An 18,928-nucleotide genomic window follows, 5' to 3' on the forward strand; every position below is an offset into this window, starting at 1 on the left:
GAGGGAGGTTAAGGAGAAGGAAGGGGAGGTCTGCGGGGAGGGCGGGGACAGGGGAGTTTTGGGGGTTCTTAGGGGGCTTTTTGCAAAAAGCCCCCTGAGCCGCCGGAGGCAGGGGAGGCAGGTTAAGGAGAAGGAGGGGGGAGTCTGCGGGGAGGGCGGGGAGGGGAAGGTTTTGGGGGTTCTTAGGGGGCTTTTTGCAAAAAGCCCCCTGAGCCGCCGGAGGTAGGGGAGGGAGGCTCAGTGGCAGGGAGATGGGAGGAACTGGCGAAATACACAGAGAAAATCGGCCGGGCCTGTTATGGTCTACAAAGTTTGCAGTTTTTTTTATGAAATCTTTCAAGTAAATAACCAAAAAAGACTTGAAATTTTTTTAAAGTATGGTATGATAATAAGGACAGAACTGTAATGACCAGCATAGGGCGGCCGGCCAGGGTTTGACGGCGGGCAGGGCCCTATCAGAGAAAGGAAAGTGGTCGCAGCTATGATGACGAAACCCGCGGATAAATCCGCAGACAGCGCCAGGCAGGATCCGGCGCAAGTGCCGCTGTTTTTGTTCCACAGCGGGAAGAACCGCCGCCTGTACGAATATATGGGGGTGCACAAGGTTACCCATAAGGGCAAGGAATGTATGGTGGCCAGGGTGTGGGCACCCCATGCCAGGGCGGTGTCCCTGGTGGGGAACTTTTGCAACTGGGACAGCGCCAAGTATCCGCTGAAAAAAGTGGACGACAGCGTGTGGGAGGGCTATACGGACTTTGTGTTTGCCCCCTTTGAGATGTACAAGTTCTACATTAAGACCGCCGGGGGCGAGGACACCTACAAGGCCGACCCCTTTGCCCGGCATACCGAAACCCGGCCGGGGACTGCCTCGCGGTGGTACGAGATAGAGGGCTACCAGTGGGCCGACGCCCAGTGGCAGAAAAAAAAGGAGAGCCTTAAGCATTACAACCAGCCGGTGAATATATATGAGGTGCACGCCGGTTCCTGGCGCAAGTACGCGGACGGGAGCGTGTTCTCTTACGATAAGCTGGGGGATGAATTGATCCCGTATGTGAAAGAGATGGGCTTTACCCACATCGAGTTTATGCCGCTGACCGAGTACCCCTATGACGGCTCTTGGGGGTACCAGGTGATGGGGTACTTCGCGCCGACCTCCCGCTACGGACAGCCGGAGGATTTGATGCGCTTTGTGGACCGGTGCCATCAGGCGGGGATCGGGGTGATTATGGACTGGGTGCCCGCGCACTTCCCCAAGGACGCGGCCGGGCTGGCCCGGTTTGACGGCACCCCCTGCTATGAGTATGAGGACCCCCGCAAGGGCGAACATAAAGAATGGGGCACCCTGGTGTTTGACTACGGCAGGCCGGAGGTTATGAGCTTTTTGATCTCCAGCGCGGTGTTTTGGCTGAAGGAGTACCATGTGGACGGCCTGCGGGTGGACGCGGTGGCCAGTATGCTGTACCTGGACTATAACCGGCAGGACGGGGAATGGATACCCAACAAGGACGGGGGCAAGGAGAACCTGGAGGCGGTGGCCTTTTTGCAGGCATTGAACGAGGCCGCCTTTGCCGAGGTGCAGGACCCGATGATGATCGCCGAGGAGAGCACGGCTTGGCCTATGGTGACAAAGCCCACCTTTATGGGCGGGTTGGGGTTCAACTACAAGTGGAATATGGGCTGGATGAACGATATGCTGCGGTATATGTCCATGGACCCGCTGTTCCGCAGCGGGAACCACAACAGCTTGACCTTCTCCTTCTTCTACGCGTTTTCCGAGAACTTTATTTTGCCCATCTCCCACGACGAGGTGGTGTACGGGAAGGGGTCGCTCATCAACAAGATGCCCGGTGACGATAAGATGAAGGCCGACCAGATGCGGGCCTTTGTGGCCTATATGATGGGGCACCCGGGGAAAAAGTTGCAGTTTATGGGCACGGAGTTCGCCCAGAAAAACGAGTGGAACTTTGAAAAGGAACTGGAATGGGGGCTGCTACAGTACCAGGAGCACAAGGACGCCCAGGACTTCTTTAAGGCGGTGAACCACTTCTACCTGGAGCACCCGGCCCTGTGGGAGATCGACTTTGACTGGGGCGGCTTTGAGTGGATCAGCAACGACGACTACACCCAGAGTGTGATCGCTTTCCGGCGGAAGTCTTTGGAGGGCAAGGAACTGGTGTGCGTGTGCAATTTTGTGCCCGTGCAGCGGGAGAATTATAAGATCGGCATACCCTACTGGGGCACCTGGGCGGAGGTGTTTACCTCTGACGACAAGGCCTTTGGGGGCGGCGGCGTGACCAACGGCAAGGCGGTGAAAACCATTGACGAGCCTATGCACGGCTGCGAGCAGTGCGTGGAGCTGACCCTGCCGGGGAACACGGTGTTCTTTTTGGAGTGCGTGCACCGGGAGGAAAAACCCGCCAAAAAGGAGAAACCCGCCAAGGCCAAAAAGCTTGGGCCGCCCAAGGTGATAGACTCAAAAAAGGAGGGCGCCGGCAAGGCGGTAAGGGCGAGCTGAAAACCCGCCACCTTGCCTCCGGCGGCGGAGAGTTGGCGTAGCCAACTCTGGGGCGTTGATTCTCGGCTGCCGCCTCGGTCGGCGACGGGAAATCGCCACCGGCGATTGTCGCCCCCTAAGAACCCCACCACCTTTGAAAAGGTGGACGAAACTTTTATTGTTTGCCCGTTTGAAAAGAGCGAGGGGCACCGGCTACTTGGCGCAGCCAAGGTAGAGCGGCCGTCACGAGCCGGGCGAACCGGCAGGTGAGACGACGAAACTTTTACGATTTGTTGGCCGGTGGCTTGCTTTTGCACGATTTATTTTGGACACACCCGCCAGAAGGGCCCGGTTAAGAGGGGTGCGCGGCGGAGATAGGTACAAAGGCCCCGTGGGAGCGGCGGCTTTGTGATAGAGTTAAAAATCCAAATTCAGGAGGACGAAATATGTTACCCAAACAAGAAGTAGTAGCCATGCTGCTTGCGGGGGGCCAGGGCAGCCGCCTGGGCGTGCTGACCAAGAACTTAGCAAAGCCTGCCGTGCCCTTTGGCGGCAAGTACCGTATTATTGACTTTCCCCTTTCCAACTGTGTGAATTCCGGCATTGAGACAGTGGGCGTGCTGACCCAGTACCAGCCGCTGGAGCTGAACGAATACATCGGTTCCGGCCAGCCCTGGGACCTGGACAGCATGGACGCGGGCGTGCACGTGCTGCCCCCCTACCAGAAGAGCAAGAAATCGGACTGGTACAAGGGGACGGCCAATGCCATCACCCAGAACATACCTTTTATTGAGCGGTATAACCCGGAATATGTGGTGGTGCTTTCCGGCGACCATATCTACAAGATGGACTATGCGGAGATGATCGCCTTCCACAAGGAGAAGGACGCCGCCGTGACCATTGCCGTGCAGCAGGTGCCCATGGCCGAGGCCAGCCGGTTTGGCATACTGAACACCAACGAGGACGGCTCTATCTACGAGTTTGACGAGAAACCCAAGAAACCCAAGAGCGACCTGGCCAACATGGGCATCTATGTGTTCAGTTGGGAGAAACTGCGGAAGTTCCTGCTGGCGGACGAGGAGGACCCCAAGAGCTCCAACGACTTTGGCAAGAACGTGCTGCCCGCCATGCTGAACGCCGGGGAGCGGATGTTTGCTTACCGCTTTGAGGGCTACTGGAAGGACGTGGGGACCATTGACAGCCTGTGGGAGGCCAATATGGACCTGCTGGACCCCAATATCCCCCTGGACCTGAGCGACCCGGACTGGCGCATTTACAGCCGCAACCCGGTAATGCCGCCCCATTACATTGCCAAGGGCGCCCATGTGCAGAACTCTACCGTGGCGGAGGGCTGCAATGTGTACGGCGACCTGGAGTTCTCCATCCTGTTTGCGGGGGTGTATGTGGCCCCTGGGGCGGAGGTGCACTCTTCTATCATCATGCCCGGCGCGCGCATTGAGGAGGGCGCCAGGGTGCAGTATGCCATTGTGGCCGAGAACGCCGTGGTGGGCGCCGGGGCCACGGTGGGCCAACGCCCCGAAAACGTGGAGAACAAGGACGAGTGGGGCGTGGCCGTGGTGGGCCCCAACTGCAAGGTGCCCGCCGGCGGCACGGTGGCCCCGAAAGAGATGCTGGACGCCGAAGAGGCACAGAAGAACTGAGGGCAGACGGCAGGAACGGAAAAAATTAACCCAAATGAAAGGGAGCTGGTCTATATATGATGCGGGGCAACGACGTAATTGGCATTTTGTTTGCCTATGTGCATGAGGAGCGCGTGCGGGAACTGACGGAAAACCGGGTGATGGCTTCCATCCCCTATGGCGGGCGGTACCGGCTGGTGGACTTCGCCCTGTCGAACCTGGTGAACTCCGGGGTGAACAAGGTGGGGGTGATCACGGAGGAGAACTACCAGTCTTTGATGGACCACCTGGGCTCGGGCAAGTCCTGGAACCTGTCGCGCAAGCGGGAGGGGCTGTACCTGCTGCCGCCCTTTGGCGCGGCGACCGACCGCACCGACGGGCTGGTGGCCAGCCTGGCGTCCATCCACCGGTTTTTGAAGAACTCGAAAGAGGAATACGTGCTGTTCTCCAACTGCGACACGGTGTCCAATATCGACTACCGGGATGTGTTCCGGTTCCATACGGAGAAAAACGCGGATATTACCATTATCTACCGGCACGGGAACTCGCCGGACACGGATAAGAACGTGGTGTACACGGTGGACCCGGAGGGCTTTGTGCGGGATATGCTGGTGAAACGGGGCAGCGACGCCAACTGCAACTACGGCATTGGCAAATGCATTATACGCCGGCAGAAACTGATGGACCTGGTGGACGACTGCATGAGCCGGAACCTGTACGACTTTGACCGGGACGTGATGCAGCGCAACCTGAAGGAGCTGAAGGTATACGGCTATGCGTATACCGGCGCCGCCTACACCATTACCTCCTTTAAGGATTATTTTGACGCCAACATGGCGCTGATGGACCCCAAGGTGCGGGCCCAACTATTCCCGGCGGACCGGCCGATTTACACCAAGGTGCGGGACGATATGCCCGCCAAGTACGGGCTGGGCTCTTCGGTGACCAACTCGATTGTGGCGGACGGCTGCGTGATTGACGGGGAAGTGGAGAACTGCGTGCTGTTCAGGGGCGTGAAGGTGAAGAAGGGCGCCAAGCTGAAGAATTGCGTGATTATGCAGGACTGCGTGATTGGCGAGGGCACCAAGCTGGACTATGTGGTGGCGGATAAGAATGTGGAGTTTGACATGAACCGCACCATGTCCGGCTACCAGAGCTACCCTGTTTACGTGGGCAAGGGCAGCCGGGTGTAAGCCGGCCCCCCAGTCGGCGGGGTAAGCGGGGATCGCAAGTTCAGGCAGAATATAGTAGAAAGGAAATTCTACCATGAAGATTTTATACTGTGCCAGTGAAGCATTGCCCTTTTCGGCCACCGGTGGCCTTGCGGATGTAGCGGGCTCGCTGCCCCAGGCCCTGCGGGCCCGTATGGTGGGCTGCCGGGTGGTGGTGCCGCTGTACGACAATGTGTCCCAGGAGTTGCGGGACAAGATGAAGTTTATCACCAGCATCAGCGTGCCGGTGGCGTGGCGGCGGCAGTACTGCGGCATTTTTGAGGCGAAAATAGGCAGCGTGACCTATTACCTGATTGACAACCAGTATTACTTTAAGCGGGGCAGGCTGTACGGCCACTTTGACGACGCGGAGCGGTTTGCGTTCTTCTCACGGGCGATTTTGGAGATGCTGCCCTACATTGACTACAAGCCGGACGTGATTCACGCCAACGACTGGCAGACCGCGCTGGTGCCGGTGTACTACCGGCTGTTCTACGCCAACAACGAGTGGTATGCGGGCATTAAGACCCTGTTCACCATCCACAATATCCAGTACCAGGGCCAGTATGGGAAGGATATTTTGGAGGATGTGTTCGGCATACCGGCTTATGAGAGCCAACTGCTGGAGTTTAACCGGGACGTGAACCTGATGAAGGGCGCCATTGAGTGCGCCAACTGGGTGTCTACCGTAAGCCCCACCTACGCCCAGGAGATTTTGGACCCCTGGTTCTCCCACAAGCTGGACCCCATCCTGCGGGAGCGGTCGTGGAAGCTTTCTGGCATATTGAACGGCATTGACACGGTGAACTATGACCCGGAGAAGGACCCCAGCCTGTTTGCCAACTACAGCCGGGCCGACAAGGCCAACAAGGCGGTGAACAAGCAGAAATTGCAGGAGCGCCTGTGCATTGAGGTGGACCCGGACGTGCCGGTGGTGGGCATGGTGACCAGGCTGGTGTCCCACAAGGGGCTGGACCTGGTGAAAGAAGGCGTGGACAATGTGATGGAGTACTCCAACGCGCAGATTGTAATTTTGGGCAGCGGCGATTTGGAGTATGAGAACTACTTTAAGTGGATGCAGGAGAAGTATCCCGGCCGGTTTGTGCTGTGCCTGGGCTTTGTGCCGGAGCTGTCCCGGAAGATCTACGCGGGGGCGGATATCTTCCTGATGCCCAGCAAGTCGGAGCCCTGCGGGCTTTCCCAGATGATCGCCCTGCGGTACGGTACCATCCCGGTGATACGGGAAACCGGCGGGCTGAAGGATTCCATCACCGACAGCGGCGACGGGGTGGGCAATGGCTTTACCTTTATGACCTACAATACCGGGGATATGCTGCACAGCCTGCACCGGGCCATTTACGCCTATAACTCTGACAAAGAGGGATGGGGGATGCTGGTGGACCGGGCCATGGGCTGCGACAACAGTTGGGGGAAATCTGCCGGGGAGTATATTAAGCTGTATAAGCAGATTATGGAGAACTGACCGTTTGCCAAAAACCGCCGGCCTCCCTAGGGGGGCCGGCGGTTTTTGGCGCGGGGGATTGACCTTGACTTTTGGACGGGTGGGGAGTATAATGGGCGTAGCATTTTGCAAGAGAGGGACCGACCATATTCAGAAAAGAGGTTGAAAAAATGGAAGAGAATAAAAGCACCATGGCCAAGGAACTGGCCGAAAAGCTGCTGCTGGACCGGGCCAAGTCGGCCAGGGAAGCCTGCGCGGCCAATATTGGCAAGGCGATGGACTTTGCCGAGGGGTACAAGGATTTTATCGACGGGGCCAAGACCGAGCGGGAAGCGGTGGACTGGGCCGTGCAGGCGGCCAAGGCTGCCGGGTTCCAGGCGTTTGACCCCAACGTGAAGTACAGCGCCGGGGACAAGGTGTATTACAACAACCGGGGCAAGGCCATGTGCCTGGCGGTGATTGGGAAAAAGGGCGCGGCCCAGGGCGTGCGCATTGCCGCTGCCCACATTGACAGCCCGCGGATCGACCTGAAACCCATACCGCTGTACGAGAGCAACGAACTCTGCCTGCTGAAAACCCACTACTATGGCGGCATTAAGAAGTACCAGTGGGCGGCCATCCCGCTGGCACTGCACGGGAAGATCGTGCGCCGGGACGGCAGCGAGGTGGTGGTGAACATCGGCGAGAACCAGGGGGACCCCCAGTTCTGCATCACCGACATTTTGCCCCACTTGGGGAAAGACCAGAGCGTGAAAAAGCTGGGCGAGGCCTTTACCGGCGAGGATTTGAACGTGCTGGTGGGCAGCCTGCCCCTGGACAAAGAGGGCGAGCAACTGTATAAGCTGAACGTGATGAAGATACTCAACGAGCAGTATGGCATTGTGGAGGGGGATTTGATCTCCGCCGAGCTGGAGTTTGTGCCGGCCTTTAAGGCGGCGGACGTGGGCTTTGACCGGAGCATGGTGGGCGCTTACGGCCACGACGACCGGGTGTGCGCTTACCCCGCTTTGCAGGCCCTGTTTGACTGCGAGGCCCCGGAGAAAACCTCTTTGGTGGTGCTGGCGGACAAGGAGGAGATTGGCAGCGTGGGCAACACGGGGCTGGCCTCTGAGTATATGAACTACTTTGTGGCGGATTTGGCCGAGGCCGAGGGCCAGAACCCCCGCCGGGTGTGGAGCCAGTCCAGTTGCCTCTCCGCCGACGTGACGGCGGCGCTGGACCCCACCTATATCTCTGCCTATGAGCCGGGGAACTCCACCTACCTGAACCGGGGCGTGGGCATTGCCAAGTACACCGGCAGCCGGGGCAAGGGCGGCAGCAACGACGCCTCTGCCGAGTTTTTGGGCTGGGTGCGGCGCGTGCTGGACGACGCGGGCGTGCTGTGGCAGATTGGCGAACTGGGCAAGGTGGACCAGGGCGGCGGCGGCACCGTGGCCTATGACGTGGCCCGGCTGAACGCGGACGTGATCGACATTGGCGTGCCGGTGCTGTCCATGCACTCCCCCTTTGAGGTGATCTCCAAGATCGACCTGTTTAGCGCGTACCAGGCTTTTAAAGCCTATTTTGAGGCGGAATAAGCCCGGTTTGGCGGGCCCGCCGGCCGGTTGAAGGGCCCCGCGCTTGGGCGTGGGGCGGAAAACCGGCAGGAAAAAAGAAAAAGGCCGGCCGGACAAAACCTGTCCGGCCGGCCTTTTTGTTTGGGGGGAAGTTAGAGGCCCAGCACCAGGCGGGCGATGTTGAAGTAGATGGTGAGGGCGACGGCATCTACAATGGTGGTGACCAGGGGGCTGGCCATTACGGCGGGGTCGAACCCCAGGCGCTTGGCCAGCACGGGCAGGCTGCTGCCCACCAGGTTGGCCACCAGCACCACGGCCATAAGGGTGATGCAGACAACGGCCGCTACCGGGAGGCCCACCCGGTCAAAGAGCATGAGCTTGGCAAAATTGGCCACGGCCAGGGTGCCGCCGTTGAGCAGGGCCACGGCGCTCTCTTTGAGGAGCATACGGGGCACGTCGGCGTAGCGGATCTCCCCCAGGGAGAGGCCCCGGATGATGGTGACGGAACTTTGCCCGCCGGAGTTGCCGCCGGTATCCATGAGCATGGGGATGAACCCGGTGAGCACCATGCTGGCGGCCAGGGCCCCCTGGTAGGCGCCGATAATGGCGCTGGTGAAGGTGGCGGAGATCATCAAAAACAGCAGCCAGGGCACCCGGTTGCGCCAGGTTTCCCACACGCCGGTTTTCATGTAGGGGCGGTCGGAGGGGGCGATGGCGGCCATTTTCTCAATGTCCTCGGTGGCCTCCTCCTGGATGACGTCGATGGCGTCGTCTACGGTGACAATGCCGACCAGGCGCTCTTCGGCATCGACCACAGGTAGGGCCAGGAAGTCGTAGCGGCTCAGTTGGCGGGCGGCTTCCTCCTGGTCGGTGTGGGTGTTGACAAACTTGATGTTGGTTTCCATGATGTTGCGGATGACCTGGCCTTTATCCGCCAGGAGCAGGTCCTTGACCGTGACGATGCCCTCCAGCTTGCGGCGGCTGTCGGTAACATAGCAGGTGTAGATGGTTTCCTTCTCTACCCCGGTGCGGCGGATGCGCTCGAAAGCCTGTTCCACGGTCATGCTGCGTTTCAGGTCTACGTACTCCATGGTCATGATGCTGCCGGCGCTGTCCTTGGGGTAGTTGAGCACCTGGTTGATCATTTTGCGGGTGTCCGGGTCTACATGGCGCAGGATTTTTTTGACCACATTGGCGGGCATTTCTTCGATCATGTCTACGGTGTCATCCAGGAAAAGCTGGTCCATAACATCGTCCAGCTCCCGGTCACTGAAACCCTGTACCAGCAACTCCTGGGCCTCGGCGGACATATAGGCGAAGGCGCCGGCGGCCAACTCTTTGGGGAAGAGGCGGAATACAACGGGCATTTTTTGCCCGGAGAGCTCTTCCAGCAGGGCGGCGGCATCGGCAGGGTTGAGGCCCTTGAGCAGGGCCCCGGCCTGGGGGTATTTCCGTTCCTCCAGCAGGGCGTTGAGCCGGGGGAGGGTTTGGGCGGCGATTTGGTTTTCCATTTTGTGTACCTCCTTTGCTTTGGGGGCCGGGCATAGGCGCCCGGAGAAGTACACAGCGCAAACCGGTGGGGCTACCAGAACACGCGGCCCGGCTATGGCCAGGGCGCCATGGAGATATGACGGCAGGCGAGCCGGGTAAGCGGTTCTTGCGGTTCGGCGCTGTCGCTACTTCGTGGAACGCTCACACTTGCTCACCTCACAATTTGTGGATTTATTGGGGACGCTGCCCCCTCCCTATGGTATCGCGTTTTGGCCTAATTGTCAAGCCGAAACTGTTGCCAAGAATTGGGCTTTGCCTCCGGCGGCCGAAGAGTTGGCTGTGCCCTCTCTGGGGTGTTGCCTCCGGCGGCGCAGAGTTGGCTGTGCCAACTCTTGGGCGTTGCCCCTTGGGAATCCCCACCACTTTTGAAAAAGTGGACAAAACTTTTATGTTTCGCTTTTTTGTTGTTTGGGTGGTGACTTTGGAGTGTTGTGGCTTAGGGGAGGCTTTTGGGAAGGGGAGGAAAATTTTTTTATTTATGCGGGGGTTGGGGGATTAAAAAAGAAAAAAACGCAAAACTTCTGCCGGGCGGGCGCGGGGGAAAGGGGTGGGGAGAGAGGGAGGTTGGAGGGCGCGGGAGGAAAAGTTTTGGTCCAACTTTTACAAAAGTTGGCGGAGCGCGAGGCAGGGCCTCGCGGCCTTGGGCGGCCGGCCTAAAAAGGAAAAGCCATGCAGGGCCTCGCGGCCTTAAGCGGCCGGCCTAAAAAAGGAAAAGCCTTGCCGGGAGGGCAGGGCTTTGGGCGGGGCTTAGAAACGGACGACCTGGTTGGTTTCGGCGGAGCGGAAGATGGCCTCCATCAGGCGCATAAGCTGGCGCTGCTGGTCGTGGGTGACGATCTGCTGGGCCTCGCCGTTGACCACCTGGGCGATGTTGCGGTAATAGTCTTTGATGTCCGTATCGATGCGGGGGAGGGGGAGTTCTTTGATGGTGTCATCGGTACGGGGGGCCATGGTTTTGGTGAGGCCCGCGGCGGTGACGATGGGCACCGCGTCGTGCTTTTCGTCGCTGGTGGCCACCACGATTTTGCCGTTTACGTGGAAGTCCTCGATAACGGCGGTGCCGTTGAGGCCCTCGATATACCAGCGGGGCAGGTTGATAAAGTTGCTGGTACCCACCTCGACGGTAAACACGATGCCGCCGTTCTCGTCCGGGAAGGTGAAGGTGGCGGTAAAGCCGTCGTCTACCTCCTCATTGGTCACATTGGACAGGGTGGCGTAGACGGTTTCGGGCATACGGCCCATCATCATGTTCATCTGGTCCAGCAGGTGCACGCCCCAGTCCAGCACCATGCCGCCGCCGTGCTCTTTGGTGTTGCGCCAATCCCCCGGAATGCCCCGGCTGCCGTGGACCCGGCTTTGGACGGCGAACACCCGGCCCAGTTGGCCGGACTGGACGATCTGCTTGGCCACCAGGAAATCTTCGTCCCAGCGGCGGTTCTGGTGCACGGTGAACACCGAGCCGGTGCGCTGGCTGGCGGCGATCATCTCCTCCAGCACGGCGGTGGACATGGTGACGGGCTTTTCGCTGATGGCCAGCTTGCCGGCCTCCATGGCCTGGATGCACACGTCCCGGTGGGCGTCGTTGGGTATGGCGACCGTGACCACGTCTACGGCGGGGTCGGCCAGCAGCTCCTCATACGAGGCATAGGCGTGGATGCCGGCCTCTTCGGCGGCCTGGTTGCGCGCGGGGAGGATATCATAGACCCCTTGCAGGTGGACTTCCGGGATCTCTTGCAGGCGGCGGGTGTGCCAGCCGCCCATGCCGCCGTACCCGACGACAGCGACGTTTACGATTTTACCCATAAAAACCTCCAAAATAAATAAATATGTATAAAAAGACAGGGTCAAAACTGCTAGAATCATTATACCATGGGAAGGAAAAGGAAGCAAGGGCGGGGCGGGGATTTTTTGCCCAGGGGTGACGGCGGCGCTTAGCGGCGGCCCTCCCGCTTTTGCTGGCGGACGTCCTGCCCCATGAACTCCAGCAGGCTGTAGGAGCCGAAAACCCGTGAGGTGAACCGCTGGCCGTAGCGGCTTTCCAGCGCCCGGAGGTTCAGGTTGGTGCTGATAATGGTGGGGCGGCTGGCCAGCATCCGGCAGTTGACCACGTCGTAGAGTACGGCGTTTAGGTAGTTGGTGGCCCCCTCGGCGCCCAGGTCATCCAAAATCAGCAGGTCGCAGCCCTTGAGGGCGTCGGCGGTGTTGGAATCATCCCGGTCGAAACGCTCTTTCTCAAAGGCGGAGGTGAAACCCTGCACCGAGCCGTAGACCACCCCAAAGCCCTTATCCAGGGCGGTGTTGGCAATGGCCAGGGACAGGTGGGTTTTGCCCAGGCCCGTGCCCCCCCAGAACAGCAGGCTGGAGGAATGGGGCCGGAACCGGCTGGCATAGCTTTGGCAGGTTTGCAGCACGGCCTGCATCTGCTGGTAAGCCTGGGGGTTGCCCTGGTAGTAGGCTAGGGAAAAGCTTTGGAAGGTGCTGGCGGCCAGGGGGAGCCCGTCGCTAAGCTGGCGGTAGGCGGCCTGCTTGCGCAGCAGCCGGTAGCACTGGCACATTTTGCCGTCTACAAAGCCGGTGTCCTGGCAGAGTGGGCAGGTGTACTGGGGGGTGACATCCTGCCGGGAGAGCCCGTTTTGGCGGAGCAGTTCCTCGTACTGCCGGTTGAGGGACAGGCCCTGGGCCTTCAGCTTTTCCAGCGCGGCGCGGACGTCGCCGCCGGCCAGGACGGCCCGGGCGGCCGCCACGCCGTTTTGGGCCATCTGCTGCTTGAGGGCGGCGGCCTGGGGGCAGCGGAGGAAGAAATCTTGCAGGTTGGCGGCGGCCAGGCTTTCGGCGTCCTGCTTGCGGCGTGTCAGCTCGGCCCGGGCGGCGGTGGCAACTTTTTTATCATAGCCCATGTCCAGATCCTCCTTGGTTAGAGATCATCGACCACATTGAGGCTGCTCAGGCGGGAGAGCTCGTCGATGTCATAGCTTTTGCCGGCTGTGGCCCCGGCGTCCTGGGCCGCCTGGCGGCGCTCTTTCTCCTGCCGGGCCTCGGCGGGGGTGCGGATACCCTGGCTGTGCCAGCGGGCCAGTACCTTGTCCATGTAAGCGGCGCTGAATTTACCCGCGTGCTCGGCGCAGGCGTCGTAGGCGGCGGCCAGCATTTCGTCGCTGAACTTCCACTCCCACACCCAGCGCAGGGCCCGCTCCCCTTCGGATTTGCTGGGGGCCCGGCGGTCCAGCCCGGCGGCGGCAGTGACCTTTGCCCAGGCCTGGCGCTCGCGGGTAAGGGCCTGTAGCTTGGCCTCGGCGGCCTCAACGGAAAAAATGCCGCTTTCGGCCCAGTCACGGGCCACGGAATCGATATAGCTGGTGCCGGTGCGGCCCACGCCGGCAGCGTATTGCAGGAGCATCACCGTGACCTCCGGGGGGAGGCCGTAGTCGTCGGTGATGGCCAGCAGTTCGGCGGACATGGCCGGGGAGAGGGTTTTGCCCAAAGTGGTTTCGGCCTCTTGCAGGAGGAAACGCACGGCCGCGGACTCGGCCAACCGGGCGGCAAGATGCTGGCCGTCCGGCCGGATCAGGCGCTTTTTGGGGGGGAGGGCGGAGGGTTCTGGGGCAGGGGCCGCCGGGGGGGCCGTGGCGGGCTGGGGCTCTGCCGGGGGGACGGGCTGGGGAGGCTGGGGGGGCGCCGGGATGGCCGGCCGTGCCGGGGCAGCCTCCGGCTGGGGCACGGGGCTGAGCAGCTCCCCGGCGGCACAGAGCAGGCCCCGGTCGCACCAGTACTCCAGAGCCTCGGCGGCCTGCCCGGCGGACATACCCAGGGCGGCGGCCAGGGCCTCTACGGAAAAGGGCTGGCCCGGATTGCGCAGCACCCAGAGGATGGCTTGCAGTTGTTCTTTGCCGGCCAGTTTCAGGTGGCGGTCCACCAGCGCGCAGGGCACGGCGAAAACCTGGTTCCACAGGCCCACATCAAGTCGGTAAGTCATGCTTGGCAGCTCCTTTTTTGTCGCTATTAGGGTCATTATAGCACTTGGGGGCGGGGGCGGTCAAGGGGCTTTCGCGCCTGGAGGGTGGCTTAAGACCTTGGGGCGCTGCCCCAAACCCCGCCACTTTTGAAAAAGTGGACAAAACTTTTGCGGAAGGGCGCTTTTTTGTTTTTTTCTTCTTCGCCTTCTCCTTCTCATTCTCTTCTTCTTTTTCTGTTTTTGTGGGGGATTTGGCATAGGGAATAAAATGAGGTTTTCTCTTGCTTTTTTTTCGCATATAAGGTACAATAGGAATATATCCCGCGAAGGCGTGAAAGGGAGGCTGGGAGTATGGAGATTATGGACTTTATCTGGCTGGGGGTGGCCATTACGGCTGCCATTGTGGAGGCCGCCGTGCCCGCGCTGGTGTCGATCTGGTTTGTGCCGGGGAGCGTGCTGGCCCTGCTGGCAAGCCTGGCGGGTGGGGCCCTGTGGTTGCAGTTGCTGCTGTTTTTAGGGGGCTCGGTGCTGGCATTGGCGCTGACCAGGCCCCTGGCACGGCGCTTGCAGAAGGGGTCTACCTCTACCAACGCGGACCGGGTTTTGGGCGCGGAGGCGGTGGTGACCCAGGAGGTGAACAACCTGCTGGGCCAGGGCCGGGTAGAGGTGATGGGCAACAGTTGGGCTGCCCGCTCGGCCAGCCCGGACCGGGTGATTGCACCGGAAGAAACGGTGACCGTGGTACGCATTGAGGGCGTGAAACTGATCGTATCGCCCGCTGAAAAGCTGAAAGGAGAACTGTCATGATGAATGCTTTAAGTATGCTGTTGTTTTCTGAGGGAGCGGGCCTGGCTGCGTTTGGGGGCGCGGTTGTGGTGGTTGTGCTGGTCATCTTTGTGCTGGCGGTGATTATTTCTAACATTAAGGTGGTGCCGCAGGCCCATGCCTATGTGTTAGAGCGGCTGGGGGCTTTCCACGCGGCTTGGGGTACCGGGCTGCACCTGAAGATCCCGTTTATTGACCGCATTGCCAAAAAGGTGAGTTTGAAGGAGCAGGTGATCGACTTTCCGCCCCAGCCGGTGATTACCAAGGACAATGTGACCATGCAGATCGACACGGTGGTGTATTTCCAGATTACCGACCCCAAGCTGTATGCCTATGGGGTGGAGAACCCGATTTCGGCTATTGAGAACCTCTCTGCCACCACCCTGCGGAACATTATTGGCGATATGGAACTGGACCACACCCTGACCTCCCGCGACGTGATCAACTCTAAAATACGGGTGATTTTGGACGAGGCCACGGACGCATGGGGCATCAAGGTGAACCGGGTGGAACTGAAGAATATCATCCCGCCCAGGGAGATACAGGACTCGATGGAGAAACAGATGAAGGCCGAGCGGGAGCGCCGGGCCAAGATACTGGACGCCGAGGGCGAAAAACGCAGCGCGATTTTGATTGCTGAGGGCGAGAAGGAATCTGCCGTGCTGCGGGCCGAGGCTGTGAAGGAAACCAAGATTCGGGAGGCCCAGGGTGAGGCGGAGGCGATCCTCTCGGTGCAGCGGGCAATGGCGGACGCCATTAAGCTGATGAACGAGGCCCACCCCAGCGAACAGGTGATCGCGCTGAAGAGCCTGGAGGCTTTCCAGGCCGCGGCGGACGGCCGGGCAACCAAGATTATTGTGCCCTCGAACATCCAGGGGCTGGCCGGTATGGCGGCCTCGGTAAAGGAACTGTTTGCGGAATCGCCCAAGCAGTAAAGGGGACAGGACAAAAACGGAATAACGCGGGCGGGCCCTCCGGCAGGGGGCCCGCTTTTTGTGGGCAAAAGCACCCTCGGAACATTATAAACGTAAACAAAGCAAGCGGAAAATGGGGAACTCTGTGGGCTTGCCCCAAACATAGGGGAAGGAAGTTTGGGCATAGGCGGCCAAGTGTGGGGAGAAAAGCTGCCGGGTAGGAGGTTGCACGCGGAAAATGGCCGCTAAAGGGCAAAAGGGCGGCGGTTTCGGTTTTACAAAAAAGCGCCCCAAAAGTAGGAAAAATGCTGCCCCCAAATGCAGGGGAAAAGCTGCCGGATGAGAAGGATTTTCCGCAGGAAACGGATGTTGAAGGATAAATGGGCAGCGAGTTCGGTTTTGTAGGCAATCCCCCGAACAAATGGCAGAGAAAAATAAAAAGAAAAAAGATAAAAAGATAAAAAGATAAAAAGAAAAAAAGAAATACTGCATCCGGCCAAAGGGCAGGATGCAGTAAAGGCAAAGGGCGTGCCCAGCCGGGCGGTCGAGCACAGGCGAAAAAGCCAGAGCGCGGCAGGAGACGGGATCAAGTTTTTTGAAGAGTCCAGAGAAACTTTTTTACAAAAAAGTTTCTTTGGCCGCCGGAGGCGACCGTAAGGAGGCTTGCAGGCCGCCGGAGGCGACCGTAAGGGGGCTTGCAGGCCCAAAAGGGGCGTTACCGAGCCCGGAAACCGGCCAGGTCGACCAGGCGGCCGCCGGCCAAGCGGGATTCCTCGGCGGCCAGGGCGATGTAGTGGCTCTCCATGGAGTTTTGCAGGGTGGTGGTGCGCTGGGTGGGGGCGGCGCCGTCGAGGAGCATATCCAGGAAGTCGGAGATGATGCCGCTGTCGCCACCGCCGTGGCCCTTGAGGTCGCCGGAGAGGGTTTTCAGGTCGATGGTTTCTTCCCCTTGGCCGAACAACCGCACCCGGATGGTGTTGGACTTCATGTCCGCCTCGATTTCCCCTTTGGTGCCCATGGCCTTGAAGTAGCGGTAGCAGTCCTCGGTAAAGGCGCACATGGTAAAGCTGACAGTGCTGCCGTCCTCCATGAGCAGGTTGGTCTGCTGGTGGTCGACCACGTTGTTGTCGCAGCGGAACACGCAGCGGCCGTACTGGCCTTGCTCCAGGGCCTTGCGGGTGGATTCAGGGGTGTTCTCGACGCTGAGCACGGAGCTGATCCAACTGCTGCCGTTGAGCAGGCCGGTCTTTTCGCTGGTGAGGTAGATTTTCTCCGCGTCAAAAATGCAGCCTTCTTTGGCCTGGCAGCCCCCTAGGCAGTAGGGGGTGGAGCCCGCGGGGGCCATCTCCTCCTTAAACAGATGGATGCCGCCCACCGAGGACACGGCCTTGCACTTTTTGCCCATCAGCCAAGTGAGGATGTCCATATCGTGGCAGGATTTTTGCAGGATCATGGGGCTGGTCTGATCCGCGTTGCGCCAGTTGCCCCGGACAAAGCTGTGGGCCTGGTGCCAGTAGCCCACGTTCTCGTTGGCGCAGATGCTGACAACATCGCCGATTTTGCCGCTGTCCAGCAGATCTTTGAGGGTATTGTAGAACAGGGTGTACCGCAGCACGTGGCAGAGGATGACATACTGGTTTGGGTGGGCCGCCGAGGCTGCCAGGATCTCCCGGCACTTGCCCAGGTCCGGGGAGATGGGCTTTTCCATGAGCACATGGTAGCCCTGCTCTAAAGCGGGCAGGGCATGGCCTACGTGCTGGCGGTCCATGGTGGAAACGATCATCACATCGGCCAGGCGGGGCTGCCGGAGCATCTCCTCGGCACTGGCAAAGCAGTTTTCCGCGGGGATATCATAGAGGGCTTTGGCCTTTTCTACCTTGCCGGGGTTCAGGTCCGCTACGGCGACGATCTTCATGCGCCCGGGGAACAGCGACTGCATGGAGGCATAGGTGCTGCCCCGGTCGCCAAAGCCCGCGATGGCAAAAGTAATGGGTGCTTTCATAGTGATTACCTGCTTTCATAAAATAGGGGGCAAGCCGGGGGATTACCGGATCTGCCCGATGTCTTTGCGGTAAAAGCTGCCTTCGAAGGAGATTTTCTCTATGGCGGCATAGGATTTTTCCAGGGCGGCGGCCAGCGTGGGGGCTTTGGCGGTGACGCCTAGCACCCGGCCCCCGTTGGTGCGGAAACGGCCCTCTTCCCAGCCGGTGCCCGCGTGGTACACGGTGACGCCCGCCGCCTGGCCGTGGGCGTCCAGCCCGGCGATCTCTTTGCCCTTTTCATAGCTGCCGGGGTAGCCGCCGCTGGCCAGGATGACGCAGGCGCAGGCATCGCCGGACCAGCGGATATCTACATCGCCCAGGGTGCCTTTTGCGGTGGCAAGTACGATCTCGGCAAAGTCTGTTTCCAGCAGGGGGAGCACCACCTGGGCCTCCGGGTCGCCGAAACGGCTGTTGTACTCAATGACCTTGGGGCCCTGGGGGGTGAGCATGAGCCCAAAATACAGGCAGCCCTTAAAGGGGCGGCCCTCGGCGTTCATGGCCCGCATGGTGGGGAGGAAGATGGAGTCCATGCACTGGGCGGCGATTTCCGGGGTGTAGAGGGGGCTGGGGGCAATGGTGCCCATGCCCCCGGTGTTGGGGCCCCGGTTGCCGTCGAAGGCCCGCTTGTGGTCCATGGAGGACACCATGGGGCACAGGACGTTGCCGTCGGTAAAGGCCAGTACCGTGACCTCCGGGCCGGTGAGGAATTCCTCCACCACCACCCGGCTGCCGGAATCGCCGAAAACTTTGTCCTCCATCAGGCTGTGCAGGGCGCCGGCGGCCTCCTGCTGGTTTTGGGCGATGAATACGCCCTTCCCTACGGCCAGGCCGTCGGCCTTGATCACGGCGGGGTACTGGTTTTGGGCTTTGATGTGGGCCAGCGCGGCGGCGGGATCGTCAAACACCGCGTAGCCCGCGGTGGGGATGCCGTACTGTTTCATCAGGTTTTTGGAGAAAACCTTGCTGCTTTCGATTTGGGCGGCCAGGCGGTTGGGGCCGTAGCAGAGGAACCCGCCGGCCTCCAGGTAATCTACCATGCCCGCGCCCAGGGGGTCGTCCGGGGCCACGAACACCAGGTCCACGGCCTTTTCACGGGCAAGGGCCAGCATACCTTCCTTGTCCATTGCGCCCACAGGGCAGCAAACCGCGTCCTGGGCAATGCCGCCGTTGCCCGGCGCGCAGAAAACGGCCTCGACCAGAGGGCTTTCCCGCAGTTTGCGGACAATGGCGTGCTCCCGGCCGCCGCTGCCGACAACCAATATTTTCATAGCGAACACAGTC

At 60.2% G+C, this 18,928-nt stretch carries 15 protein-coding genes; 7 read left to right on the forward strand and 8 right to left on the reverse strand.

From position 1 onward, the window contains the following. The first annotated feature begins 481 nt into the window (after positions 1-481). The 5 genes from glgB (at position 482) to U8U01_RS12370 (ending at position 8,384) form a co-directional block, all read left to right on the forward strand. Entirely contained in the window at positions 482-2,515 is a 2,034-nt protein-coding gene (gene glgB / locus U8U01_RS12350) for a 1,4-alpha-glucan branching protein GlgB (protein ID WP_322174619.1), read from the forward strand. Between the two features lie 425 nt (positions 2,516-2,940). Further along, positions 2,941-4,155 carry a glucose-1-phosphate adenylyltransferase gene (locus tag U8U01_RS12355; protein WP_322174621.1) on the forward strand — a complete coding sequence of 405 codons (1,215 nt, stop codon included), beginning with the start codon at positions 2,941-2,943 and terminating at the stop codon, positions 4,153-4,155. Between the two features lie 56 nt (positions 4,156-4,211). After that, positions 4,212-5,327: a glucose-1-phosphate adenylyltransferase subunit GlgD gene (glgD, locus tag U8U01_RS12360; RefSeq protein ID WP_322174622.1), complete on the forward strand. Its 1,116-nt coding sequence runs from the start codon at positions 4,212-4,214 to the stop codon at positions 5,325-5,327. Between the two features lie 73 nt (positions 5,328-5,400). After that, positions 5,401-6,828 (forward strand): glycogen synthase GlgA, encoded by a 1,428-nt coding sequence (glgA, locus tag U8U01_RS12365; protein WP_322174624.1) that lies wholly within the window; start codon positions 5,401-5,403, stop codon positions 6,826-6,828. 149 nt (positions 6,829-6,977) lie between these two features. Beyond that, a complete protein-coding gene (locus U8U01_RS12370) occupies positions 6,978-8,384 on the forward strand; it encodes an aminopeptidase (RefSeq protein ID WP_322174626.1) in 1,407 nt (468 codons plus the stop codon). A gap of 131 nt (positions 8,385-8,515) precedes the next feature. Here U8U01_RS12370 and mgtE read toward each other — a convergent pair whose 3' ends face one another. From mgtE to U8U01_RS12395, 5 genes are all read right to left on the reverse strand, one after another. Beyond that, positions 8,516-9,874, reverse strand: coding sequence for a magnesium transporter (mgtE, locus tag U8U01_RS12375; protein WP_322174627.1), 1,359 nt, complete (start codon positions 9,872-9,874; stop codon positions 8,516-8,518). Positions 9,875-10,661: 787 nt separating this feature from the next. Continuing rightward, the gene (locus tag U8U01_RS12380) at positions 10,662-11,717 is read right to left on the reverse strand and encodes a Gfo/Idh/MocA family protein (protein WP_322174629.1); all 1,056 of its coding nucleotides are present in this window, start codon (positions 11,715-11,717) and stop codon (positions 10,662-10,664) included. Between the two features lie 128 nt (positions 11,718-11,845). After that, positions 11,846-12,811, reverse strand: a complete 966-nt coding sequence (locus tag U8U01_RS12385; protein ID WP_322174631.1) for an ATP-binding protein — start codon at positions 12,809-12,811, stop codon at positions 11,846-11,848. A gap of 17 nt (positions 12,812-12,828) precedes the next feature. After that, positions 12,829-13,887 (reverse strand): DnaD domain protein, encoded by a 1,059-nt coding sequence (locus U8U01_RS12390; protein ID WP_322174633.1) that lies wholly within the window; start codon positions 13,885-13,887, stop codon positions 12,829-12,831. Next, on the reverse strand, positions 13,871-14,164 hold the full coding sequence (locus U8U01_RS12395) for a hypothetical protein (RefSeq protein ID WP_322174635.1): 294 nt from the start codon (positions 14,162-14,164) through the stop codon (positions 13,871-13,873). The genes U8U01_RS12390 and U8U01_RS12395 overlap by 17 nt, the downstream gene beginning before the upstream one ends. A gap of 53 nt (positions 14,165-14,217) precedes the next feature. On the opposite strand from U8U01_RS12395, the gene U8U01_RS12400 reads away from it, so the two are divergent. Then, the gene (locus U8U01_RS12400) at positions 14,218-14,673 is read left to right on the forward strand and encodes an NfeD family protein (RefSeq protein WP_322174636.1); all 456 of its coding nucleotides are present in this window, start codon (positions 14,218-14,220) and stop codon (positions 14,671-14,673) included. A 14-nt stretch (positions 14,674-14,687) separates the two neighbouring features. Further along, positions 14,688-15,626, forward strand: a complete 939-nt coding sequence (locus tag U8U01_RS12405; RefSeq protein ID WP_322174706.1) for an SPFH domain-containing protein — start codon at positions 14,688-14,690, stop codon at positions 15,624-15,626. A gap of 84 nt (positions 15,627-15,710) precedes the next feature. On the opposite strand, the gene U8U01_RS12410 is transcribed toward U8U01_RS12405, so the two are convergent. From U8U01_RS12410 to purD, 3 genes are all read right to left on the reverse strand, one after another. Continuing rightward, the gene (locus U8U01_RS12410; RefSeq protein ID WP_322174638.1) at positions 15,711-16,157 is read right to left on the reverse strand and encodes a hypothetical protein; all 447 of its coding nucleotides are present in this window, start codon (positions 16,155-16,157) and stop codon (positions 15,711-15,713) included. 163 nt (positions 16,158-16,320) lie between these two features. Next, entirely contained in the window at positions 16,321-17,607 is a 1,287-nt protein-coding gene (locus U8U01_RS12415; RefSeq protein WP_322174640.1) for a Gfo/Idh/MocA family protein, read from the reverse strand. Between the two features lie 42 nt (positions 17,608-17,649). After that, complete coding sequence (gene purD / locus U8U01_RS12420) at positions 17,650-18,915, reverse strand: phosphoribosylamine--glycine ligase (RefSeq protein WP_322174642.1); 1,266 nt, start codon at positions 18,913-18,915, stop codon at positions 17,650-17,652. Between the last annotated feature and the right edge of the window lie 13 nt (positions 18,916-18,928).

Origin of the sequence: Acutalibacter caecimuris (assembly GCF_034335085.1) — a bacterium.
GTDB lineage: Bacteria > Bacillota > Clostridia > Oscillospirales > Acutalibacteraceae > Acutalibacter > Acutalibacter caecimuris.

What these genes read in the sequence shown, in the direction of transcription:
- glgB (WP_322174619.1), top strand. Translation starts at nt 482, where the DNA reads ATGATGACGAAACCCGCGGATAAATCCGCAGACAGCGCCAGGCAGGAT.
- U8U01_RS12355 (WP_322174621.1), top strand. Translation starts at nt 2,941, where the DNA reads ATGTTACCCAAACAAGAAGTAGTAGCCATGCTGCTTGCGGGGGGCCAG.
- glgD (WP_322174622.1), top strand. Translation starts at nt 4,212, where the DNA reads ATGATGCGGGGCAACGACGTAATTGGCATTTTGTTTGCCTATGTGCAT.
- glgA (WP_322174624.1), top strand. Translation starts at nt 5,401, where the DNA reads ATGAAGATTTTATACTGTGCCAGTGAAGCATTGCCCTTTTCGGCCACC.
- U8U01_RS12370 (WP_322174626.1), top strand. Translation starts at nt 6,978, where the DNA reads ATGGAAGAGAATAAAAGCACCATGGCCAAGGAACTGGCCGAAAAGCTG.
- mgtE (WP_322174627.1), bottom strand. Translation starts at nt 9,874, where the DNA reads ATGGAAAACCAAATCGCCGCCCAAACCCTCCCCCGGCTCAACGCCCTG.
- U8U01_RS12380 (WP_322174629.1), bottom strand. Translation starts at nt 11,717, where the DNA reads ATGGGTAAAATCGTAAACGTCGCTGTCGTCGGGTACGGCGGCATGGGC.
- U8U01_RS12385 (WP_322174631.1), bottom strand. Translation starts at nt 12,811, where the DNA reads ATGGGCTATGATAAAAAAGTTGCCACCGCCGCCCGGGCCGAGCTGACA.
- U8U01_RS12390 (WP_322174633.1), bottom strand. Translation starts at nt 13,887, where the DNA reads ATGACTTACCGACTTGATGTGGGCCTGTGGAACCAGGTTTTCGCCGTG.
- U8U01_RS12395 (WP_322174635.1), bottom strand. Translation starts at nt 14,164, where the DNA reads ATGCGAAAAAAAAGCAAGAGAAAACCTCATTTTATTCCCTATGCCAAA.
- U8U01_RS12400 (WP_322174636.1), top strand. Translation starts at nt 14,218, where the DNA reads ATGGAGATTATGGACTTTATCTGGCTGGGGGTGGCCATTACGGCTGCC.
- U8U01_RS12405 (WP_322174706.1), top strand. Translation starts at nt 14,688, where the DNA reads ATGCTGTTGTTTTCTGAGGGAGCGGGCCTGGCTGCGTTTGGGGGCGCG.
- U8U01_RS12415 (WP_322174640.1), bottom strand. Translation starts at nt 17,607, where the DNA reads ATGAAAGCACCCATTACTTTTGCCATCGCGGGCTTTGGCGACCGGGGC.
- purD (WP_322174642.1), bottom strand. Translation starts at nt 18,915, where the DNA reads ATGAAAATATTGGTTGTCGGCAGCGGCGGCCGGGAGCACGCCATTGTC.